This is a genomic window from Corynebacterium uterequi (assembly GCF_001021065.1).
In the GTDB taxonomy this organism is placed as follows: domain Bacteria; phylum Actinomycetota; class Actinomycetes; order Mycobacteriales; family Mycobacteriaceae; genus Corynebacterium; species Corynebacterium uterequi.
In genome coordinates this window covers 806,565-821,168 of record NZ_CP011546.1, presented here as the reverse complement: position 1 = coordinate 821,168, position 14,604 = coordinate 806,565, and the positions used below count along the sequence as shown (strand labels likewise).

Annotated in this window: 16 protein-coding genes; 7 read left to right on the top strand and 9 right to left on the bottom strand. The window is 66.6% G+C overall.

Features of this window, described 5'->3' with window-relative positions:
* The first annotated feature begins 17 nt into the window (after positions 1 to 17).
* Entirely contained in the window at positions 18 to 278 is a 261-nt protein-coding gene (locus CUTER_RS03870; RefSeq protein ID WP_047259305.1) for an exodeoxyribonuclease VII small subunit, read from the top strand.
* 3 nt (positions 279 to 281) lie between these two features.
* On the opposite strand, the gene CUTER_RS03865 is transcribed toward CUTER_RS03870, so the two are convergent.
* Positions 282 to 848, bottom strand: coding sequence for a DUF4245 domain-containing protein (locus CUTER_RS03865; RefSeq protein ID WP_082121256.1), 567 nt, complete (start codon positions 846 to 848; stop codon positions 282 to 284).
* A gap of 177 nt (positions 849 to 1,025) precedes the next feature.
* Here CUTER_RS03865 and glpX point away from each other — a divergent pair, with 177 nt between their 5' ends.
* The 5 genes from glpX to CUTER_RS03840 all read left to right on the top strand — a co-directional run bounded on the left by glpX (position 1,026) and on the right by CUTER_RS03840 (position 7,517).
* A complete protein-coding gene (glpX, locus tag CUTER_RS03860; protein WP_047259303.1) occupies positions 1,026 to 2,045 on the top strand; it encodes a class II fructose-bisphosphatase in 1,020 nt (339 codons plus the stop codon).
* A gap of 45 nt (positions 2,046 to 2,090) precedes the next feature.
* The gene (locus CUTER_RS03855; protein ID WP_047259302.1) at positions 2,091 to 3,497 is read left to right on the top strand and encodes a class II fumarate hydratase; all 1,407 of its coding nucleotides are present in this window, start codon (positions 2,091 to 2,093) and stop codon (positions 3,495 to 3,497) included.
* A gap of 120 nt (positions 3,498 to 3,617) precedes the next feature.
* Positions 3,618 to 5,258, top strand: coding sequence for an AMP-binding protein (locus CUTER_RS03850; protein ID WP_330217689.1), 1,641 nt, complete (start codon positions 3,618 to 3,620; stop codon positions 5,256 to 5,258).
* A gap of 49 nt (positions 5,259 to 5,307) precedes the next feature.
* Positions 5,308 to 5,967 carry a TetR/AcrR family transcriptional regulator gene (locus tag CUTER_RS11030; protein ID WP_052844023.1) on the top strand — a complete coding sequence of 220 codons (660 nt, stop codon included), beginning with the start codon at positions 5,308 to 5,310 and terminating at the stop codon, positions 5,965 to 5,967.
* On the top strand, positions 5,964 to 7,517 hold the full coding sequence (locus tag CUTER_RS03840; RefSeq protein WP_407919172.1) for an MDR family MFS transporter: 1,554 nt from the start codon (positions 5,964 to 5,966) through the stop codon (positions 7,515 to 7,517). Before CUTER_RS11030 ends, CUTER_RS03840 begins: the two co-directional genes overlap by 4 nt.
* A gap of 25 nt (positions 7,518 to 7,542) precedes the next feature.
* On the opposite strand, the gene CUTER_RS03835 is transcribed toward CUTER_RS03840, so the two are convergent.
* The 4 genes from CUTER_RS03835 to CUTER_RS03820 all read right to left on the bottom strand — a co-directional run bounded on the left by CUTER_RS03835 (position 7,543) and on the right by CUTER_RS03820 (position 10,967).
* Positions 7,543 to 8,082: a GNAT family N-acetyltransferase gene (locus CUTER_RS03835; protein WP_047259299.1), complete on the bottom strand. Its 540-nt coding sequence runs from the start codon at positions 8,080 to 8,082 to the stop codon at positions 7,543 to 7,545.
* Between the two features lie 54 nt (positions 8,083 to 8,136).
* Complete coding sequence (locus CUTER_RS03830; protein WP_047259298.1) at positions 8,137 to 9,444, bottom strand: PhoH family protein; 1,308 nt, start codon at positions 9,442 to 9,444, stop codon at positions 8,137 to 8,139.
* A gap of 88 nt (positions 9,445 to 9,532) precedes the next feature.
* Positions 9,533 to 10,153 (bottom strand): LGFP repeat-containing protein, encoded by a 621-nt coding sequence (locus CUTER_RS03825; RefSeq protein ID WP_047259297.1) that lies wholly within the window; start codon positions 10,151 to 10,153, stop codon positions 9,533 to 9,535.
* 106 nt (positions 10,154 to 10,259) lie between these two features.
* Positions 10,260 to 10,967, bottom strand: coding sequence for a LysR family transcriptional regulator substrate-binding protein (locus CUTER_RS03820; RefSeq protein WP_047259296.1), 708 nt, complete (start codon positions 10,965 to 10,967; stop codon positions 10,260 to 10,262).
* Between the two features lie 63 nt (positions 10,968 to 11,030).
* On the opposite strand from CUTER_RS03820, the gene CUTER_RS03815 reads away from it, so the two are divergent.
* On the top strand, positions 11,031 to 11,405 hold the full coding sequence (locus tag CUTER_RS03815) for a DUF5997 family protein (RefSeq protein WP_236684782.1): 375 nt from the start codon (positions 11,031 to 11,033) through the stop codon (positions 11,403 to 11,405).
* Positions 11,406 to 11,419: 14 nt separating this feature from the next.
* Here CUTER_RS03815 and rbsD read toward each other — a convergent pair whose 3' ends face one another.
* From rbsD to CUTER_RS03795, 4 genes are read right to left on the bottom strand one after another with little or no spacing between them, the layout of a single operon-like run.
* Positions 11,420 to 11,806 carry a D-ribose pyranase gene (rbsD, locus tag CUTER_RS03810; RefSeq protein ID WP_047259294.1) on the bottom strand — a complete coding sequence of 129 codons (387 nt, stop codon included), beginning with the start codon at positions 11,804 to 11,806 and terminating at the stop codon, positions 11,420 to 11,422.
* Complete coding sequence (locus tag CUTER_RS03805; RefSeq protein WP_047259293.1) at positions 11,799 to 12,716, bottom strand: ribokinase; 918 nt, start codon at positions 12,714 to 12,716, stop codon at positions 11,799 to 11,801. Before CUTER_RS03805 ends, rbsD begins: the two co-directional genes overlap by 8 nt.
* The gene (locus tag CUTER_RS03800; protein ID WP_052844021.1) at positions 12,713 to 13,633 is read right to left on the bottom strand and encodes a substrate-binding domain-containing protein; all 921 of its coding nucleotides are present in this window, start codon (positions 13,631 to 13,633) and stop codon (positions 12,713 to 12,715) included. The genes CUTER_RS03805 and CUTER_RS03800 overlap by 4 nt, the downstream gene beginning before the upstream one ends.
* 11 nt (positions 13,634 to 13,644) lie before the next feature.
* On the bottom strand, positions 13,645 to 14,604 hold the full coding sequence (locus tag CUTER_RS03795) for an ABC transporter permease (protein ID WP_047259292.1): 960 nt from the start codon (positions 14,602 to 14,604) through the stop codon (positions 13,645 to 13,647).

Below are 14,604 nucleotides of genomic sequence, written 5' to 3'. Positions count from 1 at the left end.
ACGTGTAAGGAGCACCCATGTCTGATAACACCTTCGGAACCGGCGTCGCTAAAGACAGCGCCGTCACCCCCGTCGCGGAACTCACCTACGAGCAGGCTCGTTCGGAGCTGGTAGAGACCGTGCGGATCCTCGAATTAGGCCAGATGAGCCTGGATGAGTCGCTGAAGTTCTGGGAACGCGGGGAGGCGCTGGCGAAGCGGTGCGAGGACTACCTCGACGGCGCCGCCCAGCGCGTCGAGGCGGCGTTGGAGCAATCCCGCCCCCACGAGCAGGAGTAGGCCCTAGGCCGCCGGGGTGCCATTGAGGGTGGCGTCCACGAGTTGCCGTACGGCGTCCTCGGTGGCCACGCCGCTGATGAGGTTCGTGGCCCCCTTGGTCTCGAAGGCCCATAGGTCGCGCACGCCGCGATAGTCGGACGTGTAGTGGGTGACGGTGGTTCCGGCGACGTCAACGGTGCCGGCCGGCGAGCGCAGCTCGCCGTCGTAGGCGGACACGGCTTCGTCGAGCGGGACGGAGGTCTGGGTGAGCTGAAGGTAGCCGCCGTCGTCGGTGAGGTAGCCGACGACGGGCGCCGGGGTCTGCCCCACGGCGCTGCGCCGCGCGGAGTTCGCGGTCCAGCCTTCCGGCACCGCCGGGATGACGACCGGATACGACAGAGCCTGCGCCTCCATGGCGAGGAACGTCTCCTCGTCGACCTTCACAACCGGTCCGCCCTCGGGGGCACCCGGTTCGAAGCTGCACAGCCCGGTCGGGAGGACGACGGCCACCATGAGCACCACGATGATAACCATCGATATCGCCATGTCCCGGCCACCGGTGAAGATGCGCGGTTTCTTGTCTTGAGCCACGCACTTGAGTATCGCACGCCCGTCGTCGTGATTGAACAGTCCCCCATCTTCGGGGAGATTTCCACCCCGACGTGCGCGAATAGTGCCACAATGGATAATACGTGTGGGATAGACCATGAATTCCCTCACGTGAGACAAAGACCAAGAAGTTCAACCGTGCCTGGAGGGAATATCCCCATGTCTGAAAAGAAGTTCGACGTTCCGGATCGCAACCTGGCGATGGAGTTGGTCCGAGTGACCGAGTCCGCCGCTCTCGCCTCGGGTCGCTGGGTCGGCCGCGGCGATAAGCTCGCCGCCGACGGCGCCGCGGTGCAGGCCATGCGCCACCTCATCAACTCCGTCAATATGCAGGGAATTGTCGTCATCGGCGAGGGTGAGAAGGACGAAGCCCCGATGCTCTTCAACGGTGAAGAGGTCGGTAACGGCCAGGGCGCCGGCGTCGACATCGCCGTTGACCCGATCGACGGCACCCGCCTGGTTGCCGAGGGCCGCCCCAACGCTATTTCCGTTATCGCCGCCGCCGAGCGCGGCTCCATGTATGACCCGTCGACGGTGTTTTACATGGACAAGATCGCCGTCGGCCCGGAGGCGAAGGGCCACATCGACATTGAGGCGCCGGTAGAGCACAACATCCGGGCGGTGGCGAAGGCCAAGGGACTGGACCCGGACGAGGTTATCGTCAGCGTTCTTGACCGCCCGCGGCACAAGGATCTCATCCGCCGCATCCGGGAGGCCGGCGCGAAGGTGCGCCTCATTATGGACGGCGACGTCGCCGGTGCCGTGGCGGCCGCCCAGCCGGACATCGTCAACTCGGTAGACATCGCCATGGGTATCGGCGGTACCCCCGAAGGCGTCGTTGCGGCCTGTGCGATGAAGTGCATGGGTGGTGAGATTCTCGGCAAGCTCGCGCCGATTTCCGACGAGCAGGCGGCGCGCGCTCGGGCGGAAGGCCTCGACCTTGACGCGGTGTTGACCACCAATGACCTGGTACGTTCCGAGAATTGCTACTTCGCCGCCACCGGTGTCACCAACGGCGATATGGTCCGTGGCGTGTCCTACCGTGACGATCAAGCGGTGACTCGTTCCATCGTGATGCGCTCTAAGTCGGGCACTGTGCGTAACGTGGAGTCCGTGCACAATCTCACGCGGTTGGCAGCCTTCTCGTCCGTCGACTACCTTGACCCGACTCGCCGCTAGTCCGCGCCAGGATTGTCCTCATCGATCAACACTCAAGGAGTTTTAATGACTGAGCAGGAATTCCGCATCGAGCACGACACCATGGGCGAAGTCAAGGTCCCGAAGGAGGCCCTGTGGCGGGCCCAGACCCAGCGCGCCGTGGAGAACTTCCCGATCTCCGGCCGTGGCCTTGAGGCCACGCAGATCCGCGCGCTCGGTCTGCTCAAGGCAGCGTGCGCCCAGGTCAACAAGGACAAGGGCGTTCTCGATGCGGAGAAGGCCGACGCGATCATCGCCGCCGCCAAGAAGGTGGCCGACGGCGAGGTCAACGACGCCTTCCCGATCGACGTCTTCCAGACCGGCTCCGGCACCTCGTCGAACATGAACACCAACGAGGTCATTGCCTCCCTCTGCGCCGCAGCGGGCGTCGAGGTGCACCCGAATGACCACGTCAACATGGGACAGTCCTCCAACGACACCTTCCCGACCGCCACCCACGTCGCCGCCACCGAGGCCGCGGTCATGGATCTCCTGCCGGGTCTGAAGGTCCTCCAGGAGTCCCTGCAGAAGAAGGCTGTGGAGTTCCGTGAGGTCGTCAAGTCCGGCCGCACGCACCTCATGGACGCCACCCCGGTCACCCTCGGCCAGGAGTTCAGCGGCTACGCCCGCCAGATCGAGCTCGGCATCGAGCGCGTCGAGGCCACCGTCGCTCACCTCGGTGAGCTGGCCATCGGCGGCACCGCCACCGGCACCGGTCTGAACACCTCCGCGGACTTCGGTGGCCTGGTCACCGAGGAGCTGAAGAAGCTCACCGGCCTGGATGCGCTGTCCGAGGCGAAGAACCACTTCGAGGCCCAGGCCAACCGGGACGCGCTCGTCGAGTTCTCGGGCGCCATGCGTTCCGTCGCGGTCTCCCTGTTCAAGATCGCCAACGACATCCGTCTCATGGGTTCCGGCCCGCTGACCGGCCTCGCCGAGATCCACCTCAAGGACCTGCAGCCGGGTTCGTCGATCATGCCGGGCAAGGTTAACCCGGTCCTGTGCGAGGCCGCCACCATGGTCGCCGCCCAGGTGATCGGCAACGACGCCGCGGTCGCCTTCGGCGGCTCCCAGGGCCACTTCGAGCTCAACGTCTTCATCCCGGTGATGGCTCGCAACGTGCTGGAGTCGGCTCGTTTGCTGGCGAACATCTCCCGCGTCTTCGCCGAGAAGTGCGTCGACGGCATCACCGCCAATGAGGAGCGGATGAAGAAGTTCGCCGAGTCCTCGACCTCCATCGTCACGCCGCTGAACTCGGCCATCGGCTACGAAAACGCCGCCAAGGCCGCCAAGCACGCGCTGCACGAGAAGATCACCGTCCGCGAAGCCGTCATCGACCTCGGCTTCGTCGACGGGGAGAAGCTCACCGAGGAGGAGCTCGACGCTCGCCTCGACGTCTTGAAGATGACGAACCTCGACCGCTCCGACATCTAGGACGCGCTCCAGGCCTCGTCCTGCGCGCCTTAAGACGCCCCCTGTCACCGCCTCCGGGCCGGTGGCCGGGGGCGTCGCCTTTGGCCACCGTGGCCGGCTGGACGCGCCGGGTGGCTTTGTATGCTTAAAGCTCGCTATGACCCCGCCGCCGCGGCTGGGTGCGCCAGCGACGCGGCGGCGACGACCCCCTTAAGGAGGTGGCTGATGCCCCTAGGTAGTCCCTACCCCGACATCACGATCCCGGATCTCAGCGTCACCGAGTTCGTGTTCGGCAGTGTGGATCCAGCCGATGCCCACCGGCCGGCGATTATCGATTCCGGTTCCACGATCACCTTCGCCGAGCTAGCCGAGCAGGTGGAGTACTGCGCGGGGGCGTTGCATCGCCGCGGAGTGCGCCGAGGTGACGTCGTCGCCCTGCATTGTCCCAATTCCACCACCTTCGCGGTGGCGTTCTTCGCAGTGCTGCGCCTCGGGGCCGTGGTGACCACTATCGGCACCCTAGCCACCGCTGAGGACGTCGCTTATCAGATCCGGGAGTCCGGGGCGGCGATGCTGCTCACCACCTCCTCGATCGGGTGGGCTGGTGCTGTCGGCGCCGGGCAAGCCGGACTTAGCGACGAGAATATCGTGGGGCTGACCGGCGCCCACGGCCTCAGCGCGCTGGTGGCCGAACGCCACTCGGCCCCCGAGGTGTCCATCTCCCCCGAGGACGTGGCTGTGCTGCCCTTCTCGTCGGGGACGACGGGTCGGCCTAAGGCCGTGGTGCTCACCCACCGCAATCTCGTGGCGAACGTGCTCCAGGCGACGGTGGCGTTGGGAGACACCTTCACCCGGGAGCACCCGGTGGCGACGGCGTTGCCGTTCTTCCACATCTACGGGATGTCGACGATGCTCATTCACATGCTCTATCGGCGCATCACCCAGGTCACCTTTGCCTCTTTCGACCTGACGGCGTTTTTGTATCTCATCGAGAAGCATCGCATCAACTTCGCCTTCATCGCCCCGCCGATAGCCGTGGCCCTGGCCAAACACCCGATGGTGGACCGCTTCGACCTGTCCAGCCTTGAGGTGGTCCTGTCGGGGGCTGCGCCGTTGCAGGAGGAGCTCGCCGCCGCGGTGCGCGACCGCTTGGGGTGCGTCATGGCGCAGGGTTTCGGTATGACGGAGTCCTCCCCCGTCACGCACGCCCGGATGGACCACTCCCGGCCGCTGGAGTCCATCGGCCCGGCCGCCCCGAACACCGAGTTCCGCCTCGTCGACGTTGGCGTGCCCGGGGAGCCAGAGATTCCGCTGCCGACTTCCGGTCGCAGCACCCCCGGCGAGCTGCAGGTACGCGGCCCGCAGGTGATGCGCGGCTATGTCAACAACCCGGAGGCGACCGCGGCGGCCTTCGTCGACGGGTGGTTGCGCACGGGCGACATGGCGCAGGTGGATGCCGAGGGCAACCTGTTCATCGTTGATCGGATCAAGGAACTCATCAAGTACAAGGGCTACCAGGTGCCGCCGGCCGAGATCGAGGCGCTGCTCCTCGAACACCCGGACATCCAGGACGCGGCGTGCGTCGGAGTGCGCCGAGGCGACGGTGAGGAGGTACCGAAGGCCTTCGTGGTGCGCCGCTCCGGTGCCACGCTGACTGAACAAGAGGTCATGGCATTCGTGGCGGATCGGGTGGCCCCCTACAAGAAGGTACGCGAGGTGGAGTTCTGCGCCTCGATCCCGAAATCCGCGACCGGGAAGATTCTTCGCCGGCTACTGCGCTAAGCCCTGCAAAATTGCACTGAGTGCATCCACTGCCTTATGGTGATATGTCATGGTGGACAACTCAGGGGGCGAAAGCCCTAAACGCGCCCGAACACGGCGGGCACTCATCGACTCGGCGACGCGCCTCGTCGCCGAGCGGACCTTCGCCGAGGTGACCGTGGATGACATCTGCGCCGACGCCGGCGTCAGCCGTCGAACCTTCTTCAATCACATGGATTCCAAGGATGAGGCCATTCTCGGGACCCTGCCGCTGCGGCTGGACGACGGGCGCGTCGCCGAGCTCGTCGAGAACGCCTCTGACAACCTCCCGGTAGCGATGCTCGACGCCCTCGCCGGGGTCATCGCCGACCAATGCCGGCACGACGCCGCCGAGGATCCCGACTTCCTGCCCCGCGTCCGGGCCCGGCGCGCCACCATCCTCCACCGCGAGCCCTCCCTCGCACTCATCTTCTACCAGCGCTTCCGCGAACTTGGGGCGTTTTTGCGCGGCGTCGCGGTGGAACACTTCGACGCCCACCCCGGCGACCGTCGCTGCCTAGAGCTGGCTGTGGAAGACGAGGCGGTGGTCGTCGTGGCCCTGGTCCGCGAGGCGATCCTCGTCGCCGCCGCCCGACCGGCAACGCACGCCGCCGCCCCAACCGAACTCGCCGCCGCCTGGCGCGAATCCGTCCAGCATCTGAGCACCCTCGCGAAAGGACTTTCTTGGTGACTTCCCGCCCAGCCTCTACCCCCACGGCAGCCGACGCGCCCTCCACCAACCGGGCATGGATCTTCGGTGCCCTCATGACCACCATGCTCATGAGCTCCATGGGCCAGGTCATCTTTTCGACGGCGCTTCCCACCATCGTTGGCGAACTGGGCGGCGTGAGCCACATGAGCTGGGTTATCTCCGCCTTTATGGTGACGATGACCATTGCCATGCCGGTCTCTGGCAAGCTCGGCGACGCCCTGGGGCGCAAATGGCTCTACATCGGCTCCATCGGCCTGTTCGTGCTCGGGTCCACCATCGGTGGCTTCGCGGATTCCATGCTCATGCTGGTCATCGGCCGGGCTATTCAAGGGTTCGGCGCCGGCAGCATGATGATTAACTCTCAATCCATCATCGCCGAGGTCACCACCGCGCGGGAACGCGGCAAGTTCATGGGGCTGATGGGCGCCGTGTTCGGCTTTAGTTCCGTCCTCGGGCCGGTGGCCGGTGGCTGGTTCACCGATGGCCCCGGCTGGCGCTGGGGATTGTGGATGAACATTCCGCTGGGCGTGCTGGCCATGACCGTGGCGACCCTCGTGCTGCGGCTGCGTACCGGTGAAATCGCCTGGGCGCGTTTCGATTGGCTCGGCACAGCCCTCATGGCGGTGGGCACGACCAGCGTCGTCCTCGTCACGACGTGGGGTGGAAGCCAGTACGAGTGGGCCTCCGCGCCGATCATCGGCCTGGCGATCCTGGGTGTTGTTGCCGGGCTGGCGTTCATCTGGGTGGAATTACACTCCGCGGATCCGCTCATCCCCATGGGCCTGTTCCGCAGCCGCAACATGGTGCTCACCACCGCTTCCGGCACGATCCTCGGCCTGGCCATGACGGGCGTGCTCGCCTACCTGCCGACGTACCTGCAGATGGTTCACGGGCTATCGCCCACCACCGCCGGGCTCATGATGGTGCCGATGATGATCGGCCTGCTGGGCACGTCGACGACGATCGGCTTCGTCATCGCCCGCACGGGAAACTACAAGATCTACCCGATCATCGGCATGCTCATCACATCCGCCGGGCTGTGGCTATTCTCCCGGATGACGGTCGAGACCTCCCTGTCCGCCATGGGCTGGATGTTCTTCGTCTTCGGTTTTGGCCTGGGGATGGTCATGCAGGTGTTGGTGCTCATCGTCCAAAACTCCTTCCCCATCCGGCAGGTGGGCATCGCCACGGCGTCGAACAACTTCTTCCGCCAGATCGGCTCAACGATGGGCGCGTCGCTCGTCGGCTCGCTGTTCATCCACAACATGCAGGCGGAACTCGGCGTCCGCCTGCCGGCGGCACTGGCACAGCTGGGCGCCGAGGCGCAGGCTCTGGTGGCGGAAGGTACCTTCGATCGGCTCACCCCGGGCGCCGTCGCCGCCCTTCCCGCTCCGCTGCGCGACGCGGTCCTCGTCTCCTACAACGACGGCCTCACGCCCATCTTGTTGCTCATGGTGCCGCTCACCCTGCTCGCGACCGCGCTCCTGCTGCCCATCCGCCGCGAGCGCCTCAAGGACACCATCGACTAGTACGTGCGCGACTAGTACGTGCGCATCAGGGGCGGCGCCGCTCGTCCGGCTTGGGCAGCAGCTTTTCATACACGGCAGTGTCTCGCCATGTGCCGGCCAATTCGCCGTAGGTCATCTTCGCCAGGTGCGAGTACGTGCCCACCTTGGTGAATCCGCGGGACTCGTGCAGCCCGATGGACCCGGTGTTCTCCGGGAAGATCCACGAATGGATAGCCCATTTGTGCAGTTCCTGGCAGGTTTCGATGAGTTTGTCGAGCAGCGCGCCGGCCACCCCGCGGCCCTGCCCGTCGGGGTGGATGTAGATGGAATCCTCCACCACCCCGTGAAACACGGAGCGCGACGACGCGGGCGCTGCGGACACCCAGCCGATAACCTTCGAGTCATCCTCGGCCTCGACGGCGACGAAGACGGTCTCCAGGATCTTCTTTGCCGCGAACTGTTCCCAGGTCGGCGCCTGCGTCTCGTAGGTGGCGTGGCCGCCCTGGAGACCGAGTTCGTAGATCTCTCGGACCTGCGGGTAGTCCTCGGGCCGGATCGGCCTCAGTGCAAAGCTCTGGTGAGACATAGCCCCAATTGTGGGGCCGACCCCAGCGCTCATGCAAGTGGGCGCCGACGCCGCCTAGTTCCCGTCTTCGAGAAGCTCGGTGACCAACTCGGCAATCGCCGAACGCTCCGAGCGCTGCAGCGTCACATGCGCGAAGAGGCTGCGGCCTTTGAGTTTCTCGATGACCGCCTGGATGCCGTCGTGCCGGCCTACCCGCAGGTTGTCGCGCTGCGCGACGTCGTGGGTAAGCACCACCCGCGAGCCCCGCCCGAGGCGAGAGAGCACGGTGAGTAAGACGTTGCGCTCCAGTGATTGTGCCTCGTCGACGATGACGAAGGCGTCGTGCAGGCTGCGGCCGCGAATGTGTGTCAGCGGCAGGACTTCGAGGAGATCACGGTCCTCGATCTCCTCCATGACGTTGCGCGACACGAGGCCGTCGAGGGTGTCATACACCGCCTGCGCCCACGGGGCCATCTTTTCGTTTTCACTACCGGGAAGGTAGCCGAGGTCCTGCCCGCCGACAGCGTAGAGCGGGCGAAACACGACGATGCGCCGGTGTTCCTGCCGCTCCAGCACCGCCTCCAATCCGGCGCAGAGCGCGAGGGCGGACTTGCCGGTGCCGGCGCGCCCGCCGACGGAGACTATCCCGATGTCGCTATCCATGAGCAGATCCAGCGCGATGCGCTGCTCAGCGGAGCGCCCCGTCAGGCCGAAGGCCTGCTGATCGCCGGGGACCAGCTGGACGTTGCCGCGGGTGACGACCCGCCCCAGCGCCGACTGGCCCGACGGGCCGGAAATCTTCAACCCGCAGTGGATGGGCAGATCCGCCACGCGGGCGCCGAGGTTGACCAGGCCGTCGCGGTACAGCTCAGAGACCTCCTCGGCGGTGACGGCGACGTCCGCCATCCCGGAGTACCCGGTGAGGACAACGTCTTGCGCCCGGTACTCGTCCGCTGCCAGGCCGATGGCGCCGGCCTTGACCCGCAGCGGAACGTCCTTGGTCACGAGGATGGTGTCTTTGCCTTCCTGGTGCAGGTTGTAGGCGCAGGCCAGGATCCGCTGATCCCCGGAAGCGCCCCGGAACACCGGGGGCAGCGAGGACTGATCCTGGTGGTTGAGCTCGACGCGGAGCGTGCCCCCGTCGTCGGTCACGGGCACCGGCTGATCGAGGCGGCCGTGGCGCCGGCGAAGGTCCTCCAAAAAGCGAAGAGCTTGGCGGGCGAACCAGCCAAGCTCGGGGTGATGCCGTTTCCCCTCCAGTTCCGTGACCACCACGAGGGGCAGCACCACCTCGTGTTCCGCAAACTTCCTTAAGGCCCAGGGGTCGGACAGGAGCACCGACGTGTCTACGACGTAGGTCCTGATCTGGGTATCCTCTGGCATCACAATCGCCTCTCATCGCCGTTGGGGGTCCACCACTGACGATAAGAGGCGAAGGTAGAGCTCACATTGGTGTCAGATGAACAGCAGGTTACTGGTTCAGGGCAATGTCGGCGGTGTAGGAGCCGTCGCCCTGCGGCAGCCAATCGATGGTGCCGTTGGCGAAGGTCTGGTGCCACCCGGACTCCATGTCGCCCTCCTCCGGGGCGGTCGGCAAACCAAGGGCGGAATCCACGCCGCCCTCAGCGGTCCACGTTTGCAGGATCTGGCCGATCACCGGAACCGCGCCCGTCGAGGCGGAGTAGACGAGGATGCCGTGATCGGTATTCGGGTAGGTGGCCACCCACGCGTCGCCGGACTGCTCGACGCTGGCCGGCGCCCCCTTGAACTCAGCCTCGTTGCCCAAGGCGGTGGCGAAATCGGCCGGAACCTGGATGCTCGTGCCGTCGGACAGGGTAATGGGGGTATCAACGCCGGCGGCGTCCTTGGCGGCGTCCTTAGCCTTGGACGCGGCGTCCTTCGCCTCCGTGGCGGCCTCCTTCGCCGCGTCCTTGGCCTCGCTGGCGGCCTCCTTAGCTTCGGACGCGGCGGTGCTGGCCGCGCCCTTGGCGTTGGAGGCAGCGGTGTCGGCGTCGTTACAGGCGACGAGGCCGAAGCCCAGGCTCAGCGCAGCGGCGCCGGCAAGAAGGCGACGAGACAGGGAAGAAGTCATGATGGACAACCAGCTTTCCTAATAGGTAGTCGTATATTCGATGCCCTTCACTATGCCAGGTTACGTCGAAGTGTCCACAGCCTAAACGCCGGTTGCCACGGTTCCGTTAACGTTTTTTACGGCGCGTATGACCTTGCGTTCGAGCACGCGACCCCCGGCGTGGCTGCGGCTTCTTCCCGGCCGCGGCACGTCGCGCCTGCTTCGCCGCCGCCTTCTCGGCGGCCGATTTCTTCGGCGCGGCCTGCCGGGACGACTGCGCCGTGCGGCCGCGAACAATGCCGATGAAATCCTGAATATCGTCGGCGTCGCGCTGCTTGGCGAACACGACGGCAATGCGCGTCAGCGCCACGGTGGGATCGTTCAACCCCAGCGGCACGACCTGCTTGCGGCTCAGGGCCTTAAGGAGGGGGCGCGGCGCGATGGCGATGCCGACGTTGGCCGCCACGATCTGCAGCGCGTCAGCGACCTCGTCGACGTCGACGAAGCCTGACGTGGGGATGCGGTAGTTGACGATCTCGTCGCTAAGCTCCGCGGCCGGGATGGCGGCGGAGAGCTTGGTGCCGAACTCGGCAAACACGGAGTCCTTGGGCACCGCCACGCCAGGGGCCTCGGTGTACAGCTCGACGACGTGAAAGCGCTCGTCGACCCGCGAGTCCGGCAGGCGGACCAGGGCAACGTCGCACCGCCCGTCGTGCAGGGCCGCCACGGGGTCGCGCATACTGTGCGCGTCAAGCCCGCCGTGGTCGGTGAACTCAGTGTATTTCCGCAGCCACCGATCGGGCTCCACACCGGTGACGAACCCTAGGGTCAGCATGGGGGCAATGCTACCGTGGTCTGCGTGACTGACACGAACCATCTCGCCCCGTCCGGCACCGCCATGAAGTCGGTGACCGCGGCCAAGAAGCTGGGTATTCACCTACCCGCCGCGCCGCAGGAGTTTCAGGATAACGCGCTCACCCACCGCCAGCTGCGCGACCTGCTGAACAACCCGCCGGAGTGGCTCCAGGAACTGCGACGCACCGGGCCGCACCCGCGCCAGGTGGTGGCGCAGAAACTGGGGATCTCCATGACCTCGCTCAAGGCCTCCGAGATCGATCACGCGCTGACCACCGCCGAGATCAAGGAGCTGCTCGCGAACCAGCCGGAGTGGCTGGCCGCGGCCCGGAAGTCCTTCGCCGACCACCGCGCCGAGCAGGCGCAAGCCAAGGACAAGGCGCAGGCCAAGGACACAGCCGCCGAAAAGAACACCTAGCGGCCAGGCAGGAGCTAAGAACCGAACGGCACCCCACAGCGCAGGATGACGTTGGAGTAGGCAGTGGTGGAGCCGGAGCGCACCACCACCCGAGCCCGGGCGACCTCGGCCTTGAGCTGCTCGTGGTCGACCTCGATCACCTCGCTCAGCTCCGCGGGCAACAGCGCCCTCACCTCCGCTGGCGTGGCGTCGGCGATCGTGACCGCCTCGATTTCCAGCGCATCGGTCACCGCGTGCCAGACCTGCTCAAAGGTCGGCACCCCGAATACCAACGCCAGATCCACTAGCTCGACCCCTTCGGGGACGGGCAATCCGCAATCCGCAATGACGATGGTGTCCGTGTGCCCCAGGCGGGCCAGGGCGTGGGCGAGTTGGGCGTTGAGGATCCCGGACTTAAGCACGTGCCACCTCCGGCAGGGCGTCGTCGGCGGTGGGATAGGAGGCCTGGGCGCCGGCGCGGGTGGCGGCGAAAGCACCCACCCGGGCGGCGTAGTGGCTGGCCTCGACGAGGCCGTCGCCGTCAGCCAGCCGGGCCACGAGCGCCCCGGCGAAGGCGTCGCCGCAGCCCGTCGTATCGACCGCGGTAACAGTGGGCGTGGCGATCGCATGCTCACCTTCGGCATCGGCGACGAGCGCCCCGGCCGAGCCCAGGGTCAGCACCACAGAGGCGAAGCCCGCGTCGCGCAGCGCCCGGGCCAGATCTGCCGGTTCGGTGGAGTCATAGGAGGCGCCCAGCTGGCGCAGCACGAGCTCCGCTTCGTGTTCGTTGGCCAGCAGCGGGTCCGCCTTGAGCAGCTGCTCCCGGCCCACGGGCACCACCGGAGCCAGGTTGATGACAACCCGACCGGTGGCCAGGTCGACGGCGGCGTCGAAGCCGTCGGCGGGGATCTCGCCCTGCAGCAGCACGATCCCGGCATCGGCGATGAGCTCGGAATGCTCGGTGACGTACTCCTTCGTCACGGTGGCGTTCGCGCCGGGGACGACGATGATCGTGTTCTCCCCGTCGTCGCTGACGGTGATGACTGCCAACCCGGTCGGTTCCTCGGATCGCTCGGCAATCGCCGAGGCGTCGATACCGGACGTGGTGATGTGGCGCATCGCGGCCACCGATTGCGGGTCCTGACCGACGGCGGCCACCATGGCAACGTCGGCGCCGAGCAACGCGGCCGCCACCGCCTGGTTGGCCCCCTTGCCGCCGGCGCTGAAGTCGCCACCAGAGCCGATGAGGGTCTCCCCCGGGTGCGGATGCCGGGCAACGCGGGTGGTCAGATCCGCGTTGATGGATCCGACGACGACGATCTGGTCACTCATAGATATTCTCCTACGTTCTTCTTGGTCACGCTCACAACCGGCACGGGCACTACCTCTGCCACTGTATCGCCGCGGAGCAACGCCTGAGCCTGCTCCACGGCCACCGCCCCCAGCTCGCGGGGTTGCTGGGCGATCGTGGCGGTCATGGTCCCCGCGTCGACGGCGGCCAGGCCTTCCGACGTGCCATCGAAGCCCACGATGGACACCTCCTTACCGGCCCGCGCCCCGACGGCCTCGATGGCGCCGAGGGCCATCTCGTCGTTCTCGGCGAAGATACCGACGACGTCCGGGTTGGCCTGCAGGAGGTTGGTGGCGACGTCGAGCCCCTTAGTGCGGTCGAACCCGGCGGTTTGCTGGGCGACGATCTCAATGTCCGGGTACTCGGCGATGCGCTCTCGGAAACCCTGGCCTCGGTCGCGCGATGACGAGCTACCCGGGATGCCCTGCAAGACGATGACCTTGCCACGACCGCCGATGGCCTCGGCGAGCGCGTCGGCGGCTTGGCGTCCGCCAGAGACGTTGTCCGAGGCGACATAGCTGGTCAGCCGGCCCGAATTGGCGGTGCGGTCAAGCGCCACCACCGGGATACCGGCATCGTTGAGCGCTTCGACGGAGTTGCCGACCGCGTCCGAGTCGACGGGGTTGACCAGCACGACGTCGGCGTCGGTGGCGACGGCGGTGTTAAGCTGATCCGCCTGCTTGAGGGCGTCGTCCCCGGCGTCTTGCACCCCAAGGTCAACCCCGAGTTCGGCGGCGCGCTCTAAGGCGCCGTCACGCACCTGCACGAAGAAGGGATTGGTCTGGGTCGACAGCGCCAGAGTGACGGTATCCTCCTCGGCAGCGGCGCACCCGGCGACGCCACCCGCGAGCAGGCACGCTACTGCGGCCGCGCACAACGTGCGCACGGTGTGGTTCATGAACTGCTCCCCTACTGCGAGATGGTCTTGTTGCGGATGACGTCGAAGCCTACGGCGAGGGCGATGACGATGCCGATCACGATCTGCTGCCAGAAGGAGCTGACGTTGAGCAGATTGAGCCCGTTGCGAATGACGGCGAGCAGGATCGCCCCGACGAGGGTGCCCCAGGCGCCACCCCGGCCGCCGGCCAGCGACGCACCGCCGATGACAACCGCGGCGATGGCGTCGAGCTCGTAGCCGGTACCGGCGTTGGGCTGCGCCGAAGACAGCCGGGCAGTCATCACCAAGCCGGCGAGGGCCGCGAAGACGCCACACAGCGCGTAGGTGGAGAGGAGCACCCGTCGCACCGGGATGCCGGAGAGCCGGGCCGCCTCGAGGTTTCCGCCGAGGGCGTACATGGAACGGCCAAGCACCGTGCGGGAAAGGATGAACCAGCACACCAGGCCGGCCAGCGCCATCATGACGATGGGCATGGGCATAACGCCGATGTCCTCACCCATCCAGTTCGCCGCCGGCGGGCTGGCCACCGGCGAGCCCTGGGAGAGCACGAGCGTCAGCCCGCGGGTGATGGACATCATGGCCAGGGTGGCGATGAAGGCCGGCAGCTTGCCGACGGCGATGGCCGCACCGGCGACCATCCCGCACACCAGGCCGGTAGCCAGGCCGAGCAGGACCGTCACCCAGCCGGGCAGGCCAAGGTCCGCCCAGAAGTAGGCGGTGACCATGCCGCCGAGGGCGGCGACCGCACCAACGGAGAGATCAATGCCACCGGTGACGATGACGAAGGTCATGCCGAAGGCGATGATGGCCACCGTGGCCGCCTGGACACCGACGTTGAGCAGGTTGTCCGCGGAGATGAAGTGCGGAGTGGCCAACGATAGCCCCGCGCACAGGATGAGCAGGCCCACCAGCGCCCCGTTGTTGAGGAGCCAGCCAGAAAGGCGGTGAGAGGTCGAAGCTGAGGTAGTCAC

What these genes read in the sequence shown, in the direction of transcription:
- CUTER_RS03870 (WP_047259305.1), top strand. Translation starts at nt 18, where the DNA reads ATGTCTGATAACACCTTCGGAACCGGCGTCGCTAAAGACAGCGCCGTC.
- glpX (WP_047259303.1), top strand. Translation starts at nt 1,026, where the DNA reads ATGTCTGAAAAGAAGTTCGACGTTCCGGATCGCAACCTGGCGATGGAG.
- CUTER_RS03855 (WP_047259302.1), top strand. Translation starts at nt 2,091, where the DNA reads ATGACTGAGCAGGAATTCCGCATCGAGCACGACACCATGGGCGAAGTC.
- CUTER_RS03850 (WP_330217689.1), top strand. Translation starts at nt 3,618, where the DNA reads ATGCTTAAAGCTCGCTATGACCCCGCCGCCGCGGCTGGGTGCGCCAGC.
- CUTER_RS11030 (WP_052844023.1), top strand. Translation starts at nt 5,308, where the DNA reads ATGGTGGACAACTCAGGGGGCGAAAGCCCTAAACGCGCCCGAACACGG.
- CUTER_RS03835 (WP_047259299.1), bottom strand. Translation starts at nt 8,082, where the DNA reads ATGTCTCACCAGAGCTTTGCACTGAGGCCGATCCGGCCCGAGGACTAC.
- CUTER_RS03830 (WP_047259298.1), bottom strand. Translation starts at nt 9,444, where the DNA reads ATGCCAGAGGATACCCAGATCAGGACCTACGTCGTAGACACGTCGGTG.
- CUTER_RS03825 (WP_047259297.1), bottom strand. Translation starts at nt 10,153, where the DNA reads ATGACTTCTTCCCTGTCTCGTCGCCTTCTTGCCGGCGCCGCTGCGCTG.
- CUTER_RS03820 (WP_047259296.1), bottom strand. Translation starts at nt 10,967, where the DNA reads ATGCTGACCCTAGGGTTCGTCACCGGTGTGGAGCCCGATCGGTGGCTG.
- CUTER_RS03815 (WP_236684782.1), top strand. Translation starts at nt 11,031, where the DNA reads ATGAAGTCGGTGACCGCGGCCAAGAAGCTGGGTATTCACCTACCCGCC.
- CUTER_RS03805 (WP_047259293.1), bottom strand. Translation starts at nt 12,716, where the DNA reads ATGAGTGACCAGATCGTCGTCGTCGGATCCATCAACGCGGATCTGACC.
- CUTER_RS03800 (WP_052844021.1), bottom strand. Translation starts at nt 13,633, where the DNA reads ATGAACCACACCGTGCGCACGTTGTGCGCGGCCGCAGTAGCGTGCCTG.